The following is a 17,583-nucleotide window of genomic DNA, read 5'->3' as shown; positions in this document are numbered from 1 at the left end:
AACAAAAAAGGGCGACACCTTAACGGGTGTCGCCCTTTTTGCTGCCTGTCGTTCAGTGTCAGAAGGACAGACGCCAATGGTGCCTAGCGCTGACCTTCCAGTGCATTGACCAGATCATGGAATGCTTCACGATTCGAGTCGTTAAGGCCCATGAGGATCTTGTGCGCCTCAAGTACCTTGGCCTTGACCACTTCCTCGCACTGATCCTGCGAAGGCAGGTCAGTCAGGCTCTCAGGCCGCGGCAGGGGCCGGTCAACGATGTTGAACACCTGATCAAAGCCCATCGACTGCAACAGGCGCGTGATGTCCTCGTGAGTGGTCACGAGAGTCGGCAACAGTCCGACCTTCTGGCGCGACAGGATCGAAAGTTTGGCCAGCAAGCCAAGCGTTGTGCTGTCAATGCTGCGTGTCTCGGTAAGATCGATGACCACCGCCGAGAAATTCAACGCAGTGAAGATACGCTCGATAGTCGCATCCAGAGCCGAACACAGCGTCAACCGCACTTCACCCACGAACTTGAGAACGAAGGTGCCTTCCTGCTCGGCGAACTGGATTCTACCGGTACTCATTCAAGATTCCTGCTTAACACTAACAAGGCGATATCATCCGGCATCTCCCCTAGCGCTGCCAATTCAAAAACCCGCTGCAAGCCATCCAGGCTGCCGCCAGCCGTCTTGACCAACTCGGGAAGGACGGCTTCTTTCTCTTTGAGTGTATCACCGGGCAACAGATCCAGTATGCCATCAGACAACATGGTCAGACTGAAGGATGCTGGCAGGTCGATTTCGTGATCCTGATAGGTCGCTTCGTTGAACAAACCGACCGGAAGGCCGCGACCTTCCAGATACCGCGCCTGCCCTTCGGAATACAACACCGGCAGTGGCAGATGACCACCCACGGCATACGTCAGTTTACCTGACTCTTCATCAATAACACCGCCGACCATCGTAACGTGCTTGCCCAGCTTGCAACTGATAAGCCCGCGGTTGATATGCCCCAGTACATCCGACGGTTTGAATTCCGGCAGTGTTCCGCCACGCCTGGATTCAAACAGCAGCCGCGTGGTCATGAACTTCAGCAGCACCGTGATGAACGCCGATGAAGCACCGTGACCTGAAACATCTGCCAGGTAGAAGGCAACACGCCGTTCGTCGACCCTGAAGTAATCGACAAAATCGCCGGACAGATACAACGACGGAATGATCTGATGGGCAAACTTGAATTCGTCAATCGACCACGGGGTGATCGGCAACATGTTCATCTGCACTTGCCGACCTGCGTCCTGATCTTCCTGCAACAGGTGAAGACTGGCTTCAAGTTCGCGATTGGCCTTTTCCAGCTTTTCGCGGTAGACCTGGTTTTCAGTAAGCAGACGAGCCCGATCCAGCGCCCGACGCACTGAATGCTCCAGCACGGCAAGATCTTCAAGGGGCTTGATCAGATAATCGGCAGCGCCGAGGCGCAAGGCCTCTACCGCATCGCTCATCACGCCCGCACCGGATACAACGATGACAGGCGTCTGCGGAGCAATGGCGGTGACCTGACGGATCAGCTCAAGCCCGCCCATCTGAGGCATGCGTAGATCGCAGACCACCAGATCGGGGTTCTCTTGCTCGAACATCTGAATTCCCTGCAAGCCATTACTCGCTTGCAGAACGCTGAAGCCACTGTCTTCAAGGTAGGCGGCAAGGCTCGCGCGCACTACGTCGTCGTCATCGATAATCAGCAGCTTGGCACTGGTTTTTGGCATGGGGGCAAACGGCGCCAGATCAGGTTGGCGTAGGCGGCCCGGTGTTTCCGGAACCAGCTTACTGGATTCGCTTCTAGCCTCTCCGTAATAACACGCGACAACTGGATGTGCGTGGCGTGTCTCAGAGGTGCCCTTCAAGGCGCAGACGGTACTCCCATCCGACGGGTGTTTCAAGCATGCTCCTATCCTCACTTTGCGCTCTTTACATCGCAAATCACCCGGAGTTATAAGAACTCACAAATCAGCAACTAAAACGAAGGACTGTACATGAGTGGAAATGATCGCAACTACGAGGAAAAGCGGGATTACATCCGCATGCGCGTCGAAGCAGACGTCAACCTGATCCACGCGGGCCAGGTGATTCCCGCCGTATGCATTGACCTTTCCAGCTCAGGCATGCAGGTCCAGGCACCACGCTCATTCCAGGTCGGGGACAAGCTTAGCGTGAGCATCGACTCTGATCATCCTGCGCTCAAGGGACTTGAGGCCGAAACCGAGGTGGTGTGGGTCAATGACGAAGAAGGCGGCGGACAGAAACTGGGGCTTTCCATCGTCTCGATGCGCTGACTGCAGGCGGAATTACTTCACACTTTCAAAAAATAATAAAGGCGACACAGGGTCGCCTTTATTGATTCACGCAGAGGCAAAGTGTCGATTAAAAATCGTCTTCGACCTTTCCGTCCTTGACCTTGAACTCGCGGTTCTGCAGGTAAGCGTTACGGATGAACGTGTAACGATCACCGCTGACCATACGCTCGGCAGACAGCAGGCTGGCACGCGTATCGATGAGGTTGACGCCCAGCGCCGTGTTACGGGTCGGCACATGATCGATGTAGCGGTACGGAGACGTGTAGGTGTCCGGGTATTTGGCGAAGGCATCACGCACGGTGCTTGGACCCAGCAGCGGAATCACCACGAACGGGCCGCTCGGCACACCCCAGTAGCCCAGTGTCTGGCCAAAATCTTCATCGTTGCGTTGCAGGCCCATGCGGGTACCCACGTCAATGAAACCCAGCAGCCCGAACGTGGTGTTGACGATCAGGCGCGCAGTGTCGACACCGGCCGCTTCAGGCTTGGCTTGCAGCACGTTGTTCGCCAGGTTGCCGACATCGCCGATGTTGTTGAAGAAGTTATGGATACCGTCTTCGACAAATTGTGGCGCGATGTACTGATAACCCTTAGCCAGCGGCTTGAGCGTGTAAGCGTCGAGGGTATCGTTGAAGCTGAAAATGGAGCGGTTGATGCCTTCCCACGGGTCATCTTCGGCGGCCTGAACGGCTACCGGCACCAGCGCAATGCCGGCACAGAGGGACAATTGCAGCAAACGCTTGATAAAGCCTGCACCGGTCACGGGCATAGCTGACACTCCTGATCGAGATATCGAAATAATGACGCGGGTGCTACGCCCCACACGCTAGGACAGGGAGTATAAAGCCTTCTGTCATGAATAAGGCAGGTCTGTCGGCAAAGGGTTCCGGATAAACCCCCGTCATCGCACATTCATCGAAGTGTCACAAAATACCGGTAGCGTTTCTGGATATTTCAGAGAGATCCTCATGCTCGCGACGGCCCTTATGCCTCTGCCAACCTTTCCCGCCCTGCTGTTCGGCCTTAGCGGCTGTCTGGTGGACTTCGGTGCGCAGGCCGCGACCTCGCTTACACCAGGCAATGAGCTCACACAGCTCACACCTGGCGCAAAGGATATTCTGCGCACTCTGCGTGATCAGGGAATGCCTTGCGCCTGGCTTGACGAGCTGCCTGAAACCGTCAGCGCTACGCTGGCTGAGCCAGTAAGTGACTGGATGATTCCCGCCCCTCGCCCAACCGCCAAATGGCCCGCCCCGGATGCTTGCTGGATGGCGCTGATGGCCCTGAAGGTCAGCCAGCTGGATGGCTGCGTGCTGATCAGCGGCGACCCACGCCTGTTGCAGTCCGGGCTGAATGCCGGGCTGTGGACCATTGGCCTGGCGTCTTGCGGGCCACTGTGCGGACTTTCGCCTTCGCAATGGCAGGCACTGAGTGACGCCGAACGCGAGCAGCGACGCGCGCAGGCCACGCTCAAACTCTATTCGCTGGGAGTACACTCGGTCATTGATCACCTTGGCGATCTGGAGTCCTGCCTGGCCGATATCGCATTGCGCCGCAGCAAAGGCGAAAAACCCTGATACACATGCAGCCAGGCACTGACTGGATTAGTCTTGAGTGATCATGGACCTTTAGCTCTTCGGCGAAGTCCATGAGACAGACTTATCAATCAAGGAGCACGTCATGCCCGCCCGCGAACTGCAAGAACAACTCAACACCCTGCGCGAGCAACTGGAGCATAACCCCCCGCTTTCGGAATCTGACCGGGAAAATCTTCACGAACTCATGCAACAAATCGAAACTGAAATTCAGCTGGAAAACGCCACCCATGAAGGCAGCAGTTTGGCTGACGGCGTGAACCTGGCCGTCGAGCGTTTCGAGCTGGAGCATCCGACCATCGCTGGCACCTTGCGCAACATCGTGCAGACGCTGGGCAATATCGGAGTCTGATTAGGGAATGCCGCTCTGCTGGCTCTGCATAAGGCCGCTGATGCATGGTGAGGCGTAGAGTTGTGACGCAGAGCGTCACCCAACGCATGCCGACGCGGAGCGTCGGCACGATAATCCTGAACCTGGAAATATCAGTCAGTGGGTAACGACGCGCTGCATCGGCACTGATGGACACAGACAACTATCGTTCCACACGCTCCGCGTGGAAATGCCGTTGCGGACGCTCTGCGTCCACGCCCTGAGCACCAGACGATACTACTGCCGCGCCAGCCTGCGATTGTTCACGTCCAGCGTTTCTGTGCTGCGATACGGGTTGATATCCAGACCACCGCGGCGCACGTAGCGTGCGTAAACCGTCAGTTTTTCCGGTTTGAGCAAACGCTGCAGGTCGAGGAAGATTCTTTCCACACATTGCTCGTGAAAGTCCGAATGCTGGCGGAAGCTGACGATGTAAGCCAGCAGGCTGCTGTGATCCAGCGCCGCCCCGCGATACTCGACCACCACACTGCCCCAGTCGGGCTGACTGGTAACCGGACAGTTCGATTTGAGCAAATGACTGTGCACGCTTTCTTCGATAATTTGCGACTCATCGCAGCGCAGCAGCTCTGGCTGAGGGCGATCGTAGCTACTGACCGTGATATCCAGATCGTCGATGCAAACGCCCGGCAAAGTCGCCACACCCTCCCCCTCAATGTCGCTCAGACTGCGAATGCGCACGCCAATCGGCTTTCCGGCCGCAGCTGACAGATCCCGTTCGAGGGTTGTCTGCACCTCCTCGACAGTGGCGAAGGCGGTCTGATTCAGCGAGTTCAGGTACAGCTTGAAGGACTTCGATTCGATGATGTTCGGCGAATCGGCCGGAATGCTGAACTCGGCAATGGCCACCACCGGCTTGCCGGATGGCAGCAGCCAGGACAACTCGTAACAATTCCAGAAATCGACACCCTGGTAAGGCAGCGTCTGAGCCGTCAGCCCAAGCTCGGCCCATTTTGCAGCGCGGGGGATCGGGAACAACAGAGAAGGCGTATAGGTGGCGATGTACTCACTGGACTTGCCCAGCGGCGAGTGTTCGGCTGCGGGATGCATGGCGATACCTGGATCATGAATTAACGCGGCGAGTTTATAGCGTTTGCGTGGGGCTTTCAGCGAAAATCAGCTTTGCCCCGCCACCCGCGCAGGCCGCCGTGCGGCCTCGACGAAGGTGGCTAAGGCCCTGTCACTCGTAACGCAGTGCGTGCGCAGGCTGGATCTGCGCGGCGCGCCAGGCTGGGTAGATCGTGGCCAGAAAGCTCAGGATAAACCCGGCACTGCAGATCAGCAGCACATCGCCGCCCTGCAATTGGGAAGGCAGGTTGCTGATGAAGTACACGTCGGAACTGAAGATGTGCTGACCACTGACCCGCTCGACCCAACCGACCAGACTGCTGACGTTCAGCGCGGCAATAATGCCCAGCACGCCGCCGATCAGGGTGCCGACAATACCGATCACCGTGCCCTGGACCATGAAGATCGCCATGATTTGCCGCGGCGTGGCGCCGATGGTACGCAGAATGGCGATGTCCGCGCCCTTGTCATTGACCACCATGATCAGCGTGGCAATGATGTTGAACGCCGCAACCGCAACGATCATCAGCAGCAACAGGCCGATCATGGTCTTTTCCATTTTCATGGCGCTGAACAGGCTGCCCTGAGTGTGGGTCCAGTCATCGGCGTGATACCCGGCACCCAGACCGGCAGCAATGGCTGTGGACACCTGAGGCGCCTTGTACAGGTCCTTGAGCGCCAGTCGCACGCCTTGAACCTGATTGGGTTGCCAGCGTTGCATCTGCGCGGCGTCGGCAATGTTGATCAAGCCCATCGAGCCGTCCAGCTCGGCACCGACCTTGAAAATACCCACGACGGTCAAGCGTTGCAGGCGCGGCGTGATGCCGCCTGGCGCACTGCTGACTTCCGGTACGATCAGGGTCAGCTTGTCGCCGATGCTCAAGCGAAAGCGGCGCGCGGTTATATCGCCAAGTACCACACCAAATTCGCCCGGCTTCAGGTCTTCAAGACTTCCACGCGTAATGTGTTGAGTGACGATCGACACCTCATGCTCCAGCGCCGGGTCAACGCCGCTGATCTGGATCGGCTGCATCGAGCCCTTGTAGGACAGCATGCCTTCCATGTCGGTAAACGGTACAGCAGCGGTGACTTCAGGATTTTTCAACGCTGCGTCGGCCAACGGTTTCCAGTCATCCACCGGTGTGGCACCGGCGATAACCGCATGCGGCACCATGCCCAGGATTCGCGAACTCATTTCCCGCTGGAAACCGTTCATGACCGACAGCACCACGATCATCGCCAGCACACCGAGTGCCAGCCCGATCATCGAAGTCATCGAAATGAACGAGATGAAGCTTTTGCGGCGTTTTGCGCGGGTATAGCGCATGCCGATGAAGATGGGTAACGGTCTGAACATTCGCGAAGCACCGTGGGAAAAAACACCGTATAAAAAACGTAGAACCCGACGCGATGAGTTGCGCCGGGCCGGGTCAATCAGGCCTCGACGAGGCGGCCGTCTTCCAGACGCAGGACGCGGTCCATTTGCCTGGCGAGGCTCATGTCGTGGGTCACGATCAGAAACGCCGTACGCGATGAAGTGCTCAACTCACGCATCAGGTCCTGAATGCCCTGCGCGGTGTGGTGATCGAGGTTGCCGGTCGGCTCGTCAAGCATCACCAGACCGGGCTGATTGATCAGCGCACGAGCAATGGCCACACGCTGCCGCTCGCCACCGGAAAGCTCCGAAGGCTTGTGCGCAAGACGATGGCCGAGGCCGACACGTTCGAGCAACGCGGTGGAGCGTTTACGGGCCTCGGGTATCGCCGTCCGACCGATCAGCAAGGGCATGCAGACGTTTTCCAGCGCGGTGAATTCGGGCAGCAAATGGTGGAACTGGTAGACAAAACCCAATGCCCGATTACGCAGCAGGCCACGCGCCTTTTCGCCCAGCGCCGACAATTCTTCGCCCGCCAGCCAGACGCTGCCTTCGGAAGGTGTGTCCAGGCCGCCCAGAAGATTGAGCAAAGTACTTTTGCCCGACCCCGAACTGCCGACAATAGCCACCCGCTCACCGGGATGCAGCTCCAGTTGCAGACCGGACAACACCACGACCGACTCCGGGCCTTCCTCGTAGGATTTACCCAGGTTGCGGCAACTCAATACTGCTTTATCAGACATGCCCGACTCACTCATAACGTAACGCCTCCGCCGGCTGGGTGCGCGCAGCACGCCAGGCGGGATACAGGGTGGCGAGGAAACTCAGGACCAACGCCGCACCGCAGACCTGGAACACGTCCTGGGCCATCAGTTGCGAAGGCAGGTAATCAATGAAATAGACGTCGGCGTTGAGAAACTTGTGGCCGATCAGCCCTTCCAGCGCAGCGATGGCAGCACTGACGTTAAGCGCTGCAAGGATGCCCAGCGCAGCGCCAATCAGCGTACCGACCACCCCGATCACCGTGCCCTGCACCATGAAGATCGCCATGATCTGCCGCGGTGTCGCGCCCAGTGTGCGCAAAATGGCGATATCGCCCTTCTTGTCATTGACCACCATCACCAGCGTGGAAATGATGTTGAATGCCGCAACGGCCACAATCAGCAACAGCAACAGGCCAATCATGGCTTTTTCCATGCGGATGGCCTGATAGAGGTTGCCGTGGGTGCGTGTCCAGTCACGGGAATAGAAATTGTTTTCGCCCAGTTTCTGGGCGATTTCCCACGAAGTGCGCGGCGCTGCAAACAGATCATCGAACTTGAGCCGCAGGCCCTGCACCTGATTGGACTTCCAGCGGTGCAGACGGGCCAGGTCATCGAGGTTGGTCAGCCCCAGAAAGCCGTCGATTTCGCCAGCGCCGACATGAAAGATACCGGTCACCTCGAAACGCTTCATGCGCGGGAACATGCCGGCAGGCGTGACAGTCACCTCAGGCGCGACAAAGGTCAGCTTGTCGCCGACCACGACGCCCAGTTTGGCAGCCGCCTTGTCGCCGATCATAATGCCGAAACTGCCGGGAGACAGGCTGTCGAGCTGGCCCTGCTTGATGAAGTGGTCAATGATCGAGACCTTGCGCTCCTCGGCCGGGTCGATGCCATTGAGCAGCACCTTCTGAACCTTGCCGTCGTGGGTCAGCAAACCCTGCATTTGTGTGAATGGCGCAACGGCCAGCACCTGCGGGTTTTCCTGAACCTTCGCGGCCAGGCCACGCCAGTCGGTGATCGGGTCAGCCGATTCGATGGTCGCGTGCGGCACCATGCCCAGCACGCGGGTACGCATTTCGTGATCGAAGCCATTCATCACCGATAACACGACTATCATCACTACCACGCCAAGGGCGAGGCCGATCATGGACGTCAGGGAGATGAACGAAACAAAATGGTTGCGTCGCTTGGCACGTGTGTAGCGCGTACCGATAAATACAAAAAGAGGTCTGAACATGTAGGAATTTGTTCGCAGGAATGAGGACGTCCATGTGGCGGGCCTTGACGTGCAGCTTTACACTCGAAACTCTCAGACCACCGCCGCTAGCTTGGGTTCGCCATGTCGACATTAGATGAAGCAGGACGCCGCGAATACTACCGTATCGACGACAGCGTCGCACTGGAAATTAACCCCCTGTCTGGTGCCGACCAGGCAAGTCAGGACGCCATGCAGGACACCTCGACACTGTTCGACCTGCTCAGCGAGCTGCACGTCAGCGAGTTCGAATCACAGCATTTGATGCGCCAACTCGACGAGCGCGACCGGGTGCTGAACAGTTTTCTCAAGTCGTTGAGCAAGCGCATCGACCTGCTGGGCGAAGTGGTTGCACACACGGCACTGGGCAAACTGGGCGCTCCACAGCCGGTAAAACTGTCCGAAGGCGGCATTCAATTCAATTCACAACAAGGTTTTGCCGTGGGCGAACAGCTGTCGATCAAGATGGTGCTGATGCCCCAGGCGGCAGGTCTGATGCTGCGCGCCATGGTCAGCCAGTGCGATGCACGGGCAGATGGCGGTTTTGACATCAGCACCGACTTCGTCAATCTGCCGGACGCTCAACGTCAATTGCTCGCACGGCACGTGTTGCAGCGTCAGGCTCAGCATCGACGCCAGGCCCTTGAACAGGGTCAGCCATCCGGCAATTGAGCTTCCGGTATATCTCTTTTCACCTCATCATTTTCATATCAGCAGTGGGTGCCTTAACGGCCAGGAGTAAACGTGACCTTTATCTACGGCCACCGCGGCGCCAAGGGCGAAGCACCGGAAAACACCCTGGTCAGCTTCCAGGAATGCATCAAGCACGGCGTGCGCCGCTGTGAACTGGACCTGCATCTTTCACTGGACGGAGAGTTGATGGTCATTCACGACCCGACCCTCAAGCGCACCACCGACCGACGCGGCAAGGTCAATGAGCATCTGGCCGCCGACCTGGTGACCTATGACGCGCGCAAAGGTGGCCCCGGCTGGGTCTCGCCCTGCCCGATTCCGCGTCTTGAAGAGTTGTTCGAGCAATGCGATTTCGAGCACTGGCAACTGGAAGTCAAAAGCGCTTCACGCACCCGCGCCGCCAACACCGTTCTGGCCATTCGTGAAATGGCTCAGCGTCATGGCTTGCTCGACAAGGTCACCATCACTTCCAGCTCTCGTGAAGTGTTGCGCGCCGCCCTCGACCTGACGCCGGACATCTCGCGCGGGCTGGTGGCCGAGTACGCCTGGCTCGACCCGTTGAAGGTCGCGCAAAGCTACGGCTGTGAAATTCTGGCATTGAACTGGACACTGTGTACCCCGGAGCGCCTGCAGAAAGCACAGCGTCAGGGCCTGCATGTGTCAGTGTGGACAGTCAACGAGCCTGCACTGATGCGCAGGCTCGCTGATTTCGGCGTCGACAGCCTGATTACAGACTTTCCCGGTTTGGCCACCGCCACGCTCGGGAGTCGCTGAAGTCGGTCTCCCCGGCCGGCTCAGGCCACCGGCCGGAGTCGCTTAAAAAAGCCGGTTGAGGCCGTCGTATGCCGCTACCCGATAGGCTTCGGCCATGGTCGGGTAGTTGAACGTGGTGTTGACGAAGTACTTCATGGTGTTCGCTTCACCCGGCTGGCTCATGATCGCCTGACCGATGTGCACGATCTCGGAAGCCTGGTCACCGAAGCAATGCACGCCCAGCACTTCCAGCGTTTCGCGGTGGAACAGGATCTTCAGCATCCCGACCCGCTCACCGGAAATCTGCGCACGGGCCATGCCCTTGAAGAACGCCTTGCCCACTTCGTACGGCACCTTGGCCTGGGTCAGCTCGTGCTCGTTCTTGCCGATCGAACTGATCTCCGGAATGGTATAGATCCCGGTCGGTACGTCGTTGACATAGCGCCAGCTGCCGTTGTCGACCATGCTGCCAGCCGCCGAGCGGCCCTGATCGTAGGCAGCGCTTGCCAGACTTGGCCAGCCGATAACGTCGCCTGCGCCATAGACATTGGAAACGCTGGTGCGATAGTTCTCGTCCACCTCGATCTGGCCACGACCGTTGGCCTTGAGACCAATATTTTCCAGCCCCAGCTTGTCGGTGTTGCCGGTACGGCCATTGCACCACAGCAACGCATCTGCCTTGATTTTCTTGCCGGACTTGAGGTGCAGGATAACGCCGTTATCCAGGCCTTCGACCCTCTCGTATTCTTCGTTGTGGCGAACCATCACGTTGTTGTTGCTGAAGTGATAACTCAATGCCTGAGAGATTTCCGAATCCAGGAAGCTCAGCAACTGGTCACGGTTGTCCACCAGCTCGACCAGAACACCCAGACCGCTGAAGATCGAGGCGTATTCACAGCCGATCACGCCCGCGCCATAAATGATCAGCTTGCGCGGGGTATGGCCCAGGCTGAGGATGGTGTCGCTGTCGTAGATGCGCTTGTGACTGAAATCGATGTCGGCCGGACGATAGGGGCGCGAACCGGTGGCGATGATGATCTGGTTGGCCACCAGCTTTTCGACTACGCCGTTGGAGCAGACCACGTTGACACTGGTCTCGTCGGCAAAACTGCCGGTGCCGAAGAATACGTCGACGCGGTTGCGGGCGTAGTAACTGGTGCGCGAGGCCACTTGCTTGGAGATGACCATTTCGGCGTTTTTCAACACATCCGGAAACGAAAACCAGCGCGGCTCGCCGATGGCACGGAACATGGGATTGGTGTTGAACTGAATGATCTGCTTGACCGAGTGACGCAGAGCCTTGGACGGAATGGTGCCCAAATGGGTGCAGTTACCGCCCACTTGCCGACGGCTGTCGACCATGGCGACCTTGCGCCCCGCCTTGGCGGCGTTCATTGCCGCGCCTTCTCCGGCAGGGCCGGAACCCAGTACCACTACGTCGTAGTTGTAGACAGCCATGCGTACTCCTTTAAACAGACCGAGGCGCCACTCTGGCATCTCTGGCTAAATCACGCGGCGCAGTCTAGCGCTGCACCGAGGCGGCGAACATTAACCCTTGGTCGCGTCGAAGGCCAATTTTTGTCTATGCAAGGTGGCAATTGACCGGAAGTTCCGGCCTCTTGACTTACCGTGGCTGCTCCACTGCCAGACGATCAAACGACGCGTTGCTGCGGATGATAAAGCGCTTATCGGCACGAATCACAAAAAAAGCAGGGATTTTATGTTCTTGCGCATAATTCCAGCCGCGCCGCGGGCCGAGAATCAACAGCAGTGAGGAGAGGCCGTCAGCCATCAGCGCCGAGGGATGAATGACCGTTACCGACGCCAGCCCATGATGAACGGGTTGGCCGGTCAAAGCGTCGAGCGTGTCGGAAATGCGCCCGCCTTCGCCGCCAGCGTAGCGACGATAGTCACCCGAGGTAGACAGGGCGTAACCATTCAGGGGAAAGACTTTTTGCAAAACGTTGCCATCATCGCGTGGTGCGTCAAGGGCCACCCTCTAGGGCGAACCATCGGGCTTGAGCCCGCTGACTTTCAACTCGCCCGTGGCTTGCACCAGATAATCGTGCAACCCCAGCTTTTCCATGCGCTCGCTGATGCGATCTACCGCATAACCGGCGGCAATACTGTTGAGGTCCACTTGCACAGCGGCGCTTTTGCACAACTGTTGCCCGACGACGCGCAGATCGCGATAGCCCACCGTTGCCCGGGCGCGGGACAACTGGCGCACCAGCGGCATTTGCTCAAACAGTGCATGAGCGCCCAGCCCCCACAGGTCCATCAGCGGCTTCACCGTCAGGTCGAAAGCACCATCACTGTCCCGTGACAGTTGCTCGCCAACACTGATCAGTTTCAAAACCGGTTCGGGCATGGTCTGGCAGCTATTGGCAGGCAATGCATTGAAAAGCTCGATATCCGAGTCACTGCGCCAAAGCGACATCTGTTGATCGACTTCAGCCAGAATCGATTCGATCTGCGGGCGCACGACTGCAGGCTCAGGCTGCCCGGAGGCGCGCACGTACACCACTGAGTAATGACTGCCCATGGCCGGCCCGCCAAAGCTTTCCAGCTTGCGTTCCTGACCGCAACCACCGCACCCCAGCAGCACCAGGCACACTGCAACCCTGCAAAACCCACGCAAACTGATGCCCCGCACTAAAAAAACCTTTCAGAGTGACTTGCCATCATTGGCAGGCAAGACAGAAACCTTCCGTAGCGGCCCGCTCGGACCAGGGCCGGACTTCACCCACATGAGGCCGACCAAAGTATTGAGTGGTCAGTGTCGGGCTTATGGTTCCCATATGGCATGCCTGTTCATCCGGTTTCATCTGGTTGATAAGCCGTGCACGCATCGACCAGTCATACCTGTCAAGCGTCTGTTAAGTAATAGCAAATCGCCGAAACGGTTGTCTTTGAGCCCTGTTACACATACTGTTACAAATGTGCATCGCCAGTCGCACACACGTAATGGCGATGTAAACGGGATAAAAAAACGACAACGGACTCCAAGCCGACGAGCCTGAGCGAGTAACTAAATGGCCTCCACAACAAGTAAGGGCAAAGCGATCTTTCGCGTTGTCAGCGGTAACTTCCTCGAGATGTTCGATTTCATGGTCTACGGCTTTTACGCCACGGCCATTGCCAAGACATTTTTCCCATCCGACAGCGCATTTGCTTCGTTGATGCTGTCGCTGGCGACCTTCGGCGCAGGCTTCCTGATGCGACCCTTGGGCGCTATCTTTCTCGGTGCCTATATCGACCGTCACGGACGTCGCAAGGGCCTGATTATCACCCTCGCGATGATGGCAATGGGCACTTTGCTGATTGCCTGTGTGCCGGGCTACGCCACTCTGGGCGTTGTTGCACCGCTGCTGGTGCTACTCGGTCGCCTGCTGCAAGGCTTCTCGGCTGGCGTCGAGCTGGGTGGTGTTTCGGTGTACCTCGCTGAAATCTCGACACCGGGTCGCAAAGGCTTCTTCGTCAGTTGGCAGTCCGCCAGCCAACAGGCTGCCGTGGTATTCGCCGGTTTGCTGGGCGTTGGTCTGAACCACTGGCTGAGCCCGGAGCAAATGGGCGAATGGGGCTGGCGCGTGCCGTTCCTGATCGGCTGCCTGATTGTGCCGGCGATCTTCATCATCCGCCGTTCGCTGGAAGAGTCACCGGAGTTCGAAGCCCGCACGCACCGCCCGACGCTGCGTGAAGTGGTGCGCTCCATCAGCCAGAACTTTGGCCTGGTGCTGGGCGGCATGGCGCTGGTAGTGATGACCACGGTGTCGTTCTACCTGATTACCGCCTATACCCCGACCTTCGGCAAGAACGAACTGAACCTCACTGACCTGGAAAGCCTGCTGGTGACCGTCTGCGTCGGCGTGTCCAACTTCATCTGGCTGCCGATCATGGGCTCGTTCTCGGATCGTATCGGCCGCAAGCCGCTGTTGATTGCAGCGACCGTGCTGGCCATCGCCACCGCCTACCCTGCGCTGTCGTGGTTGGTAGAGCACCCAAGCTTCAGCCACCTGCTGATGGTCGAGCTGTGGTTCTCGTTCCTGTACGGTTCCTACAACGGCGCAATGGTCGTGGCGCTGACCGAGATCATGCCGGTCGAAGTCCGCACCACCGGTTTCTCGCTGGCCTACAGCCTGGCGACCGCAACCTTTGGTGGCTTCACCCCGGCGGCCTGTACTTACCTGATTCACGAATTGGGTAACAAGGCAGCGCCCGGTATCTGGCTGACGGGTGCCGCTGTGCTGGGCCTGGTTGCTACGCTGGTGCTGTTCCGCAAAGGCGGGCAGAAGCTGGAAGCGCCCGGAGCACCTGCAACCGCCTGATTCATCGCTTGATCGATCAGATAGCTGTAACGGCTAAAAGCAAAAACCCCGGCACGAGTTGATCTCGGCCGGGGTTTTGCTTTTTCAGACAGCGCGCCTCCAGGGTCGAAAGCCAAGCCAGAGCAGCACCCCGGGCAATTGCAACGCAATCATTAAACCCAGCGACCACTGATAGGCCTCAAGCGGATAACCGGCACCCTGCGCAACCGGCCACAGGTTGAGCACCACTCCCATCAGCCACTGGAGGAAGAACGCGAGCACAAACACCACCAGATTGAAGGAAGAGCTGACCCTGCCCGCCAGCTCCGGTGCCACCGATTGCGCCACAATGGCGTAGTTCATGGTGGTCGACGTGCCGAAGAAGCTGAAGCCCATCGCAACAATATAGGGTGACACCGGTAGACCACTGGCCATCAGCATCTGGAAGCCGATGAAGATCACCATCCCTGCACCACAGACCATGATCGGCTGTACACCGAACCTGCGCAGATAATCAGTGATCGTGCCGAACGTAAGAGACCCTGCCACCATCGCGATGGCGCCGAACAGCAGTACATTGGCCATGCCTGAATCGCTCAGCCCGGCCATGTCACGCAACCACGGTCCCATCCACAGCGACAGTACCGACATGTAGATGGCGTGCGAAAACACTGAATACAACGCCAGACGCCAGAACGTCCAGGAAGAGTAAAGTTTGCCGACTGCGGCAAACATATCGCTGTAGCGGGTGTTTCTGGTCTCGTAGGCTTTGGGAACACTGAGGTGTATGACCACGGCCACACAAAAGGTCAGCAGCGCCAGCATCAGAAACGCTTCTCGCCAGGTCAGCCAGCTCAGCAACGCATGCAAAGGCGTGGTCGACGCCATCGCGCCCAGCCCGCCAATCGACAGCAGGCAGGCAGTACTCAGTGGCAAACGCTCGACCGGCAACCAGATGGCACATGCCTTGATCGCACTCATCAGCGAACCCGCCACGCCCAGATCAATCAGACCCCGCCCGATCAACAACCCTGTCTCGGTGCTGGAAATACTGAAGATGACCGAACCGGCGACTGCAAACAACAGCATCGGTGCCTGCACGCTGCGCGGGCCGTAACGATCAAGCATGACGCCGAGGGGAATCTGTGCGGCAGCGAAGGTCAGAAAATACACGCCAGTCAACAACCCCAGGCTGCTCGCGGGCAAACTCAGGTCGGCCTGCAGATCGACATAGATCACCGCATTGACGGTACGAAACAGGTAGGAAACGAAATGCCCCAGACCAAAGGGGACGAAAATCGTCAGAAACAGAAAAAAGAAGCTGCTTTTGAGGTGTTGCTGCGATCCGTCCATGGCCGAACTGCTCATCCTTGGCTACTCCGTCATCCACAAGGGCTGTGCCTGACAGGTTCTCATGACACGCAACAAAACAAAACGGGCCGAAGCCTGCATGCGCAGGGTTCGGCCCGTTTATTTGCTGCCCGGTCAGACCGGGCAGTTCAAACGTTCAACATTTACTGCGGAAAGGCAGGCGGATTGACGTCTGCCATGTCTTCCATCACGCGAACAACCTGGTGGCTGTAGCCAAACTCGTTGTCGTACCAGACGTACAGCACAACGCGGTTATCGTTGACGATGGTGGCTTCGGCATCCACAACACCGGCGTGACGCGAGCCGACGAAGTCAGTGGACACCACTTCCTGCGAGTTCACAAAGTCGATCTGCTTGTGCAGGTCCGAGTGCAGCGCCATGTAGCGCAGGTACTCGTTCATTTCTTCGCGGGTGGTCGGCTTCTCAAGGTTGAGGTTGAGAATGGCCATGGACACGTTCGGCGTTGGAACGCGGATCGCGTTACCGGTCAGCTTTCCGGCCAGTTCAGGCAGTGCCTTGGCAGCAGCGGTGGCGGCACCGGTTTCGGTGATCACCATGTTCAACGCAGCGCTGCGACCACGACGGTCACCCTTGTGGAAGTTGTCGATCAGGTTCTGGTCGTTGGTGTACGAGTGAACCGTTTCAACGTGACCATTGGTGATGCCGAACTTGTCGTTGACAGCCTTGAGCACCGGCACGATGGCGTTGGTGGTGCAGGATGCCGCGGACACGATCTTGTCGTCCGCCGTGATTTCACCGTGGTTGATACCATGCACGATGTTCTTCAGCTTGCCTTTGCCCGGCGCGGTCAATACCACGCGGTCGACGCCAGGGCAGGCCAGATGCTGACCCAGACCGTCGGCATCACGCCATACACCGGTGTTGTCCACCAGCAGAGCGTCCTTGATACCGTATTGGGTGTAATCCACCTCGGACGGGTTCTTGGCGTAGATGACCTGAATCAGGTTACCGTTGGCAGTGATGGTGCTGTTGGCTTCATCAATGGTGATGGTGCCATCGAACGGACCATGTACCGAGTCACGACGCAGCAGGCTGGCACGCTTGACCAGATCGTTTTCCGCGCCTTTGCGGACCACGATGGCACGCAGACGCAGACCGTCGCCACCACCGGTCTTCTCGATCAGAATCCGCGCCAGCAGGCGACCGATACGACCGAAACCGTAAAGCACGACATCGGTGCCCTTGCGCGGGCTGGTGCCCTGCTGACCCACTACACTGGCCAGCTCTTCACGTACGAACTGCTCGGGCGTGCGGCCGTTGCCTTCAGTCTTGAACTTCACGGCCAGTTTGCCCAGGTCCACCGAAGCGGCACCCAGTTTGAGCTCGCTCATCGCTTTTACAAGCGGGAACGTCTCGTGTACGGACAACTCAACCGCATCGGACTGACGATGACGCGCAAAGCGGTGAGCTTTGAGAATCGCGATGACTGAACGGTTGATCAGGCTGCGGCCATAGATCGAACTCACCACATTATTATTGCGGTAGAGCTGACCGATGAGCGGGATCATCGCTTCGGCGAGAGCTTCACGATCGATCCATTCACCAAGACACTGGTCGGGCTTCTGAGTCACGGGAACCTTCCACATGTAGGGGCTGAAAAAAGGGGCTACATTATGACCGCGCCTTTGTTTATGAGCAATGCGCGACTGTCATAT

Annotated in this window: 16 protein-coding genes and 1 pseudogene; 6 read left to right on the top strand and 11 right to left on the bottom strand. The window is 58.1% G+C overall.

Annotated elements, in window-relative coordinates:
- Positions 1-83 precede the first annotated feature (83 nt).
- On the bottom strand, positions 84-569 hold the full coding sequence (rssC, locus tag LJU29_RS10150; protein ID WP_002552898.1) for an anti-sigma factor antagonist RssC: 486 nt from the start codon (positions 567-569) through the stop codon (positions 84-86).
- On the bottom strand, positions 566-1,750 hold the full coding sequence (gene rssB, locus LJU29_RS10145) for a two-component system response regulator RssB (protein ID WP_005754813.1): 1,185 nt from the start codon (positions 1,748-1,750) through the stop codon (positions 566-568). Before rssB ends, rssC begins: the two co-directional genes overlap by 4 nt.
- Before the next feature lie 267 nt (positions 1,751-2,017).
- On the opposite strand from rssB, the gene LJU29_RS10140 reads away from it, so the two are divergent.
- The gene (locus LJU29_RS10140) at positions 2,018-2,317 is read left to right on the top strand and encodes a PilZ domain-containing protein (protein ID WP_002552896.1); all 300 of its coding nucleotides are present in this window, start codon (positions 2,018-2,020) and stop codon (positions 2,315-2,317) included.
- A gap of 88 nt (positions 2,318-2,405) precedes the next feature.
- Here the strand turns inward: LJU29_RS10140 and LJU29_RS10135 are convergent, their stop codons facing one another.
- Positions 2,406-3,107 carry an MlaA family lipoprotein gene (locus tag LJU29_RS10135; protein ID WP_004659844.1) on the bottom strand — a complete coding sequence of 234 codons (702 nt, stop codon included), beginning with the start codon at positions 3,105-3,107 and terminating at the stop codon, positions 2,406-2,408.
- Between the two features lie 199 nt (positions 3,108-3,306).
- Between LJU29_RS10135 and pcrP the strand changes: the two genes are divergently transcribed.
- Entirely contained in the window at positions 3,307-3,915 is a 609-nt protein-coding gene (gene pcrP / locus LJU29_RS10130) for an HAD superfamily inactivated hydrolase PcrP (protein WP_257112217.1), read from the top strand.
- A gap of 103 nt (positions 3,916-4,018) precedes the next feature.
- A complete protein-coding gene (locus LJU29_RS10125; RefSeq protein WP_257112216.1) occupies positions 4,019-4,285 on the top strand; it encodes a DUF4404 family protein in 267 nt (88 codons plus the stop codon).
- A gap of 255 nt (positions 4,286-4,540) precedes the next feature.
- Here LJU29_RS10125 and queF read toward each other — a convergent pair whose 3' ends face one another.
- The 4 genes from queF to LJU29_RS10105 form a co-directional block, all read right to left on the bottom strand.
- Positions 4,541-5,371 (bottom strand): NADPH-dependent 7-cyano-7-deazaguanine reductase QueF, encoded by an 831-nt coding sequence (gene queF, locus LJU29_RS10120; RefSeq protein WP_005754817.1) that lies wholly within the window; start codon positions 5,369-5,371, stop codon positions 4,541-4,543.
- Between the two features lie 130 nt (positions 5,372-5,501).
- Positions 5,502-6,746, bottom strand: coding sequence for a lipoprotein-releasing ABC transporter permease subunit (locus tag LJU29_RS10115; protein ID WP_005744382.1), 1,245 nt, complete (start codon positions 6,744-6,746; stop codon positions 5,502-5,504).
- A 77-nt stretch (positions 6,747-6,823) separates the two neighbouring features.
- Positions 6,824-7,507 (bottom strand): lipoprotein-releasing ABC transporter ATP-binding protein LolD, encoded by a 684-nt coding sequence (lolD, locus tag LJU29_RS10110; RefSeq protein WP_011168252.1) that lies wholly within the window; start codon positions 7,505-7,507, stop codon positions 6,824-6,826.
- 7 nt (positions 7,508-7,514) lie between these two features.
- On the bottom strand, positions 7,515-8,765 hold the full coding sequence (locus tag LJU29_RS10105; protein WP_257112215.1) for a lipoprotein-releasing ABC transporter permease subunit: 1,251 nt from the start codon (positions 8,763-8,765) through the stop codon (positions 7,515-7,517).
- Positions 8,766-8,867: 102 nt separating this feature from the next.
- On the opposite strand from LJU29_RS10105, the gene LJU29_RS10100 reads away from it, so the two are divergent.
- Entirely contained in the window at positions 8,868-9,455 is a 588-nt protein-coding gene (locus tag LJU29_RS10100; protein ID WP_005754821.1) for a PilZ domain-containing protein, read from the top strand.
- A gap of 72 nt (positions 9,456-9,527) precedes the next feature.
- Positions 9,528-10,250 carry a glycerophosphodiester phosphodiesterase gene (locus LJU29_RS10095; RefSeq protein WP_005744379.1) on the top strand — a complete coding sequence of 241 codons (723 nt, stop codon included), beginning with the start codon at positions 9,528-9,530 and terminating at the stop codon, positions 10,248-10,250.
- A gap of 42 nt (positions 10,251-10,292) precedes the next feature.
- Here the strand turns inward: LJU29_RS10095 and sthA are convergent, their stop codons facing one another.
- Together sthA and LJU29_RS10085 are read right to left on the bottom strand one after the other, a co-directional pair.
- Positions 10,293-11,687: a Si-specific NAD(P)(+) transhydrogenase gene (gene sthA / locus LJU29_RS10090; RefSeq protein WP_004664563.1), complete on the bottom strand. Its 1,395-nt coding sequence runs from the start codon at positions 11,685-11,687 to the stop codon at positions 10,293-10,295.
- A 166-nt stretch (positions 11,688-11,853) separates the two neighbouring features.
- A pseudogene (locus LJU29_RS10085) lies at positions 11,854-12,837 on the bottom strand (FAD:protein FMN transferase).
- A 427-nt stretch (positions 12,838-13,264) separates the two neighbouring features.
- Between LJU29_RS10085 and LJU29_RS10080 the strand changes: the two are divergent.
- Positions 13,265-14,557, top strand: a complete 1,293-nt coding sequence (locus tag LJU29_RS10080) for an MFS transporter (protein ID WP_002552884.1) — start codon at positions 13,265-13,267, stop codon at positions 14,555-14,557.
- A gap of 84 nt (positions 14,558-14,641) precedes the next feature.
- Here the strand turns inward: LJU29_RS10080 and LJU29_RS10075 are convergent, their stop codons facing one another.
- Together LJU29_RS10075 and LJU29_RS10070 are read right to left on the bottom strand one after the other, a co-directional pair.
- On the bottom strand, positions 14,642-15,904 hold the full coding sequence (locus LJU29_RS10075; RefSeq protein WP_257112212.1) for an MFS transporter: 1,263 nt from the start codon (positions 15,902-15,904) through the stop codon (positions 14,642-14,644).
- A 146-nt stretch (positions 15,905-16,050) separates the two neighbouring features.
- On the bottom strand, positions 16,051-17,514 hold the full coding sequence (locus LJU29_RS10070; RefSeq protein ID WP_005734450.1) for a glyceraldehyde-3-phosphate dehydrogenase: 1,464 nt from the start codon (positions 17,512-17,514) through the stop codon (positions 16,051-16,053).
- Between the last annotated feature and the right edge of the window lie 69 nt (positions 17,515-17,583).

Source organism: Pseudomonas ficuserectae, from assembly GCF_024584585.1.
Lineage (GTDB): Bacteria > Pseudomonadota > Gammaproteobacteria > Pseudomonadales > Pseudomonadaceae > Aquipseudomonas > Aquipseudomonas amygdali.
This window is presented reverse-complemented; position numbering and strand designations above follow the sequence as displayed.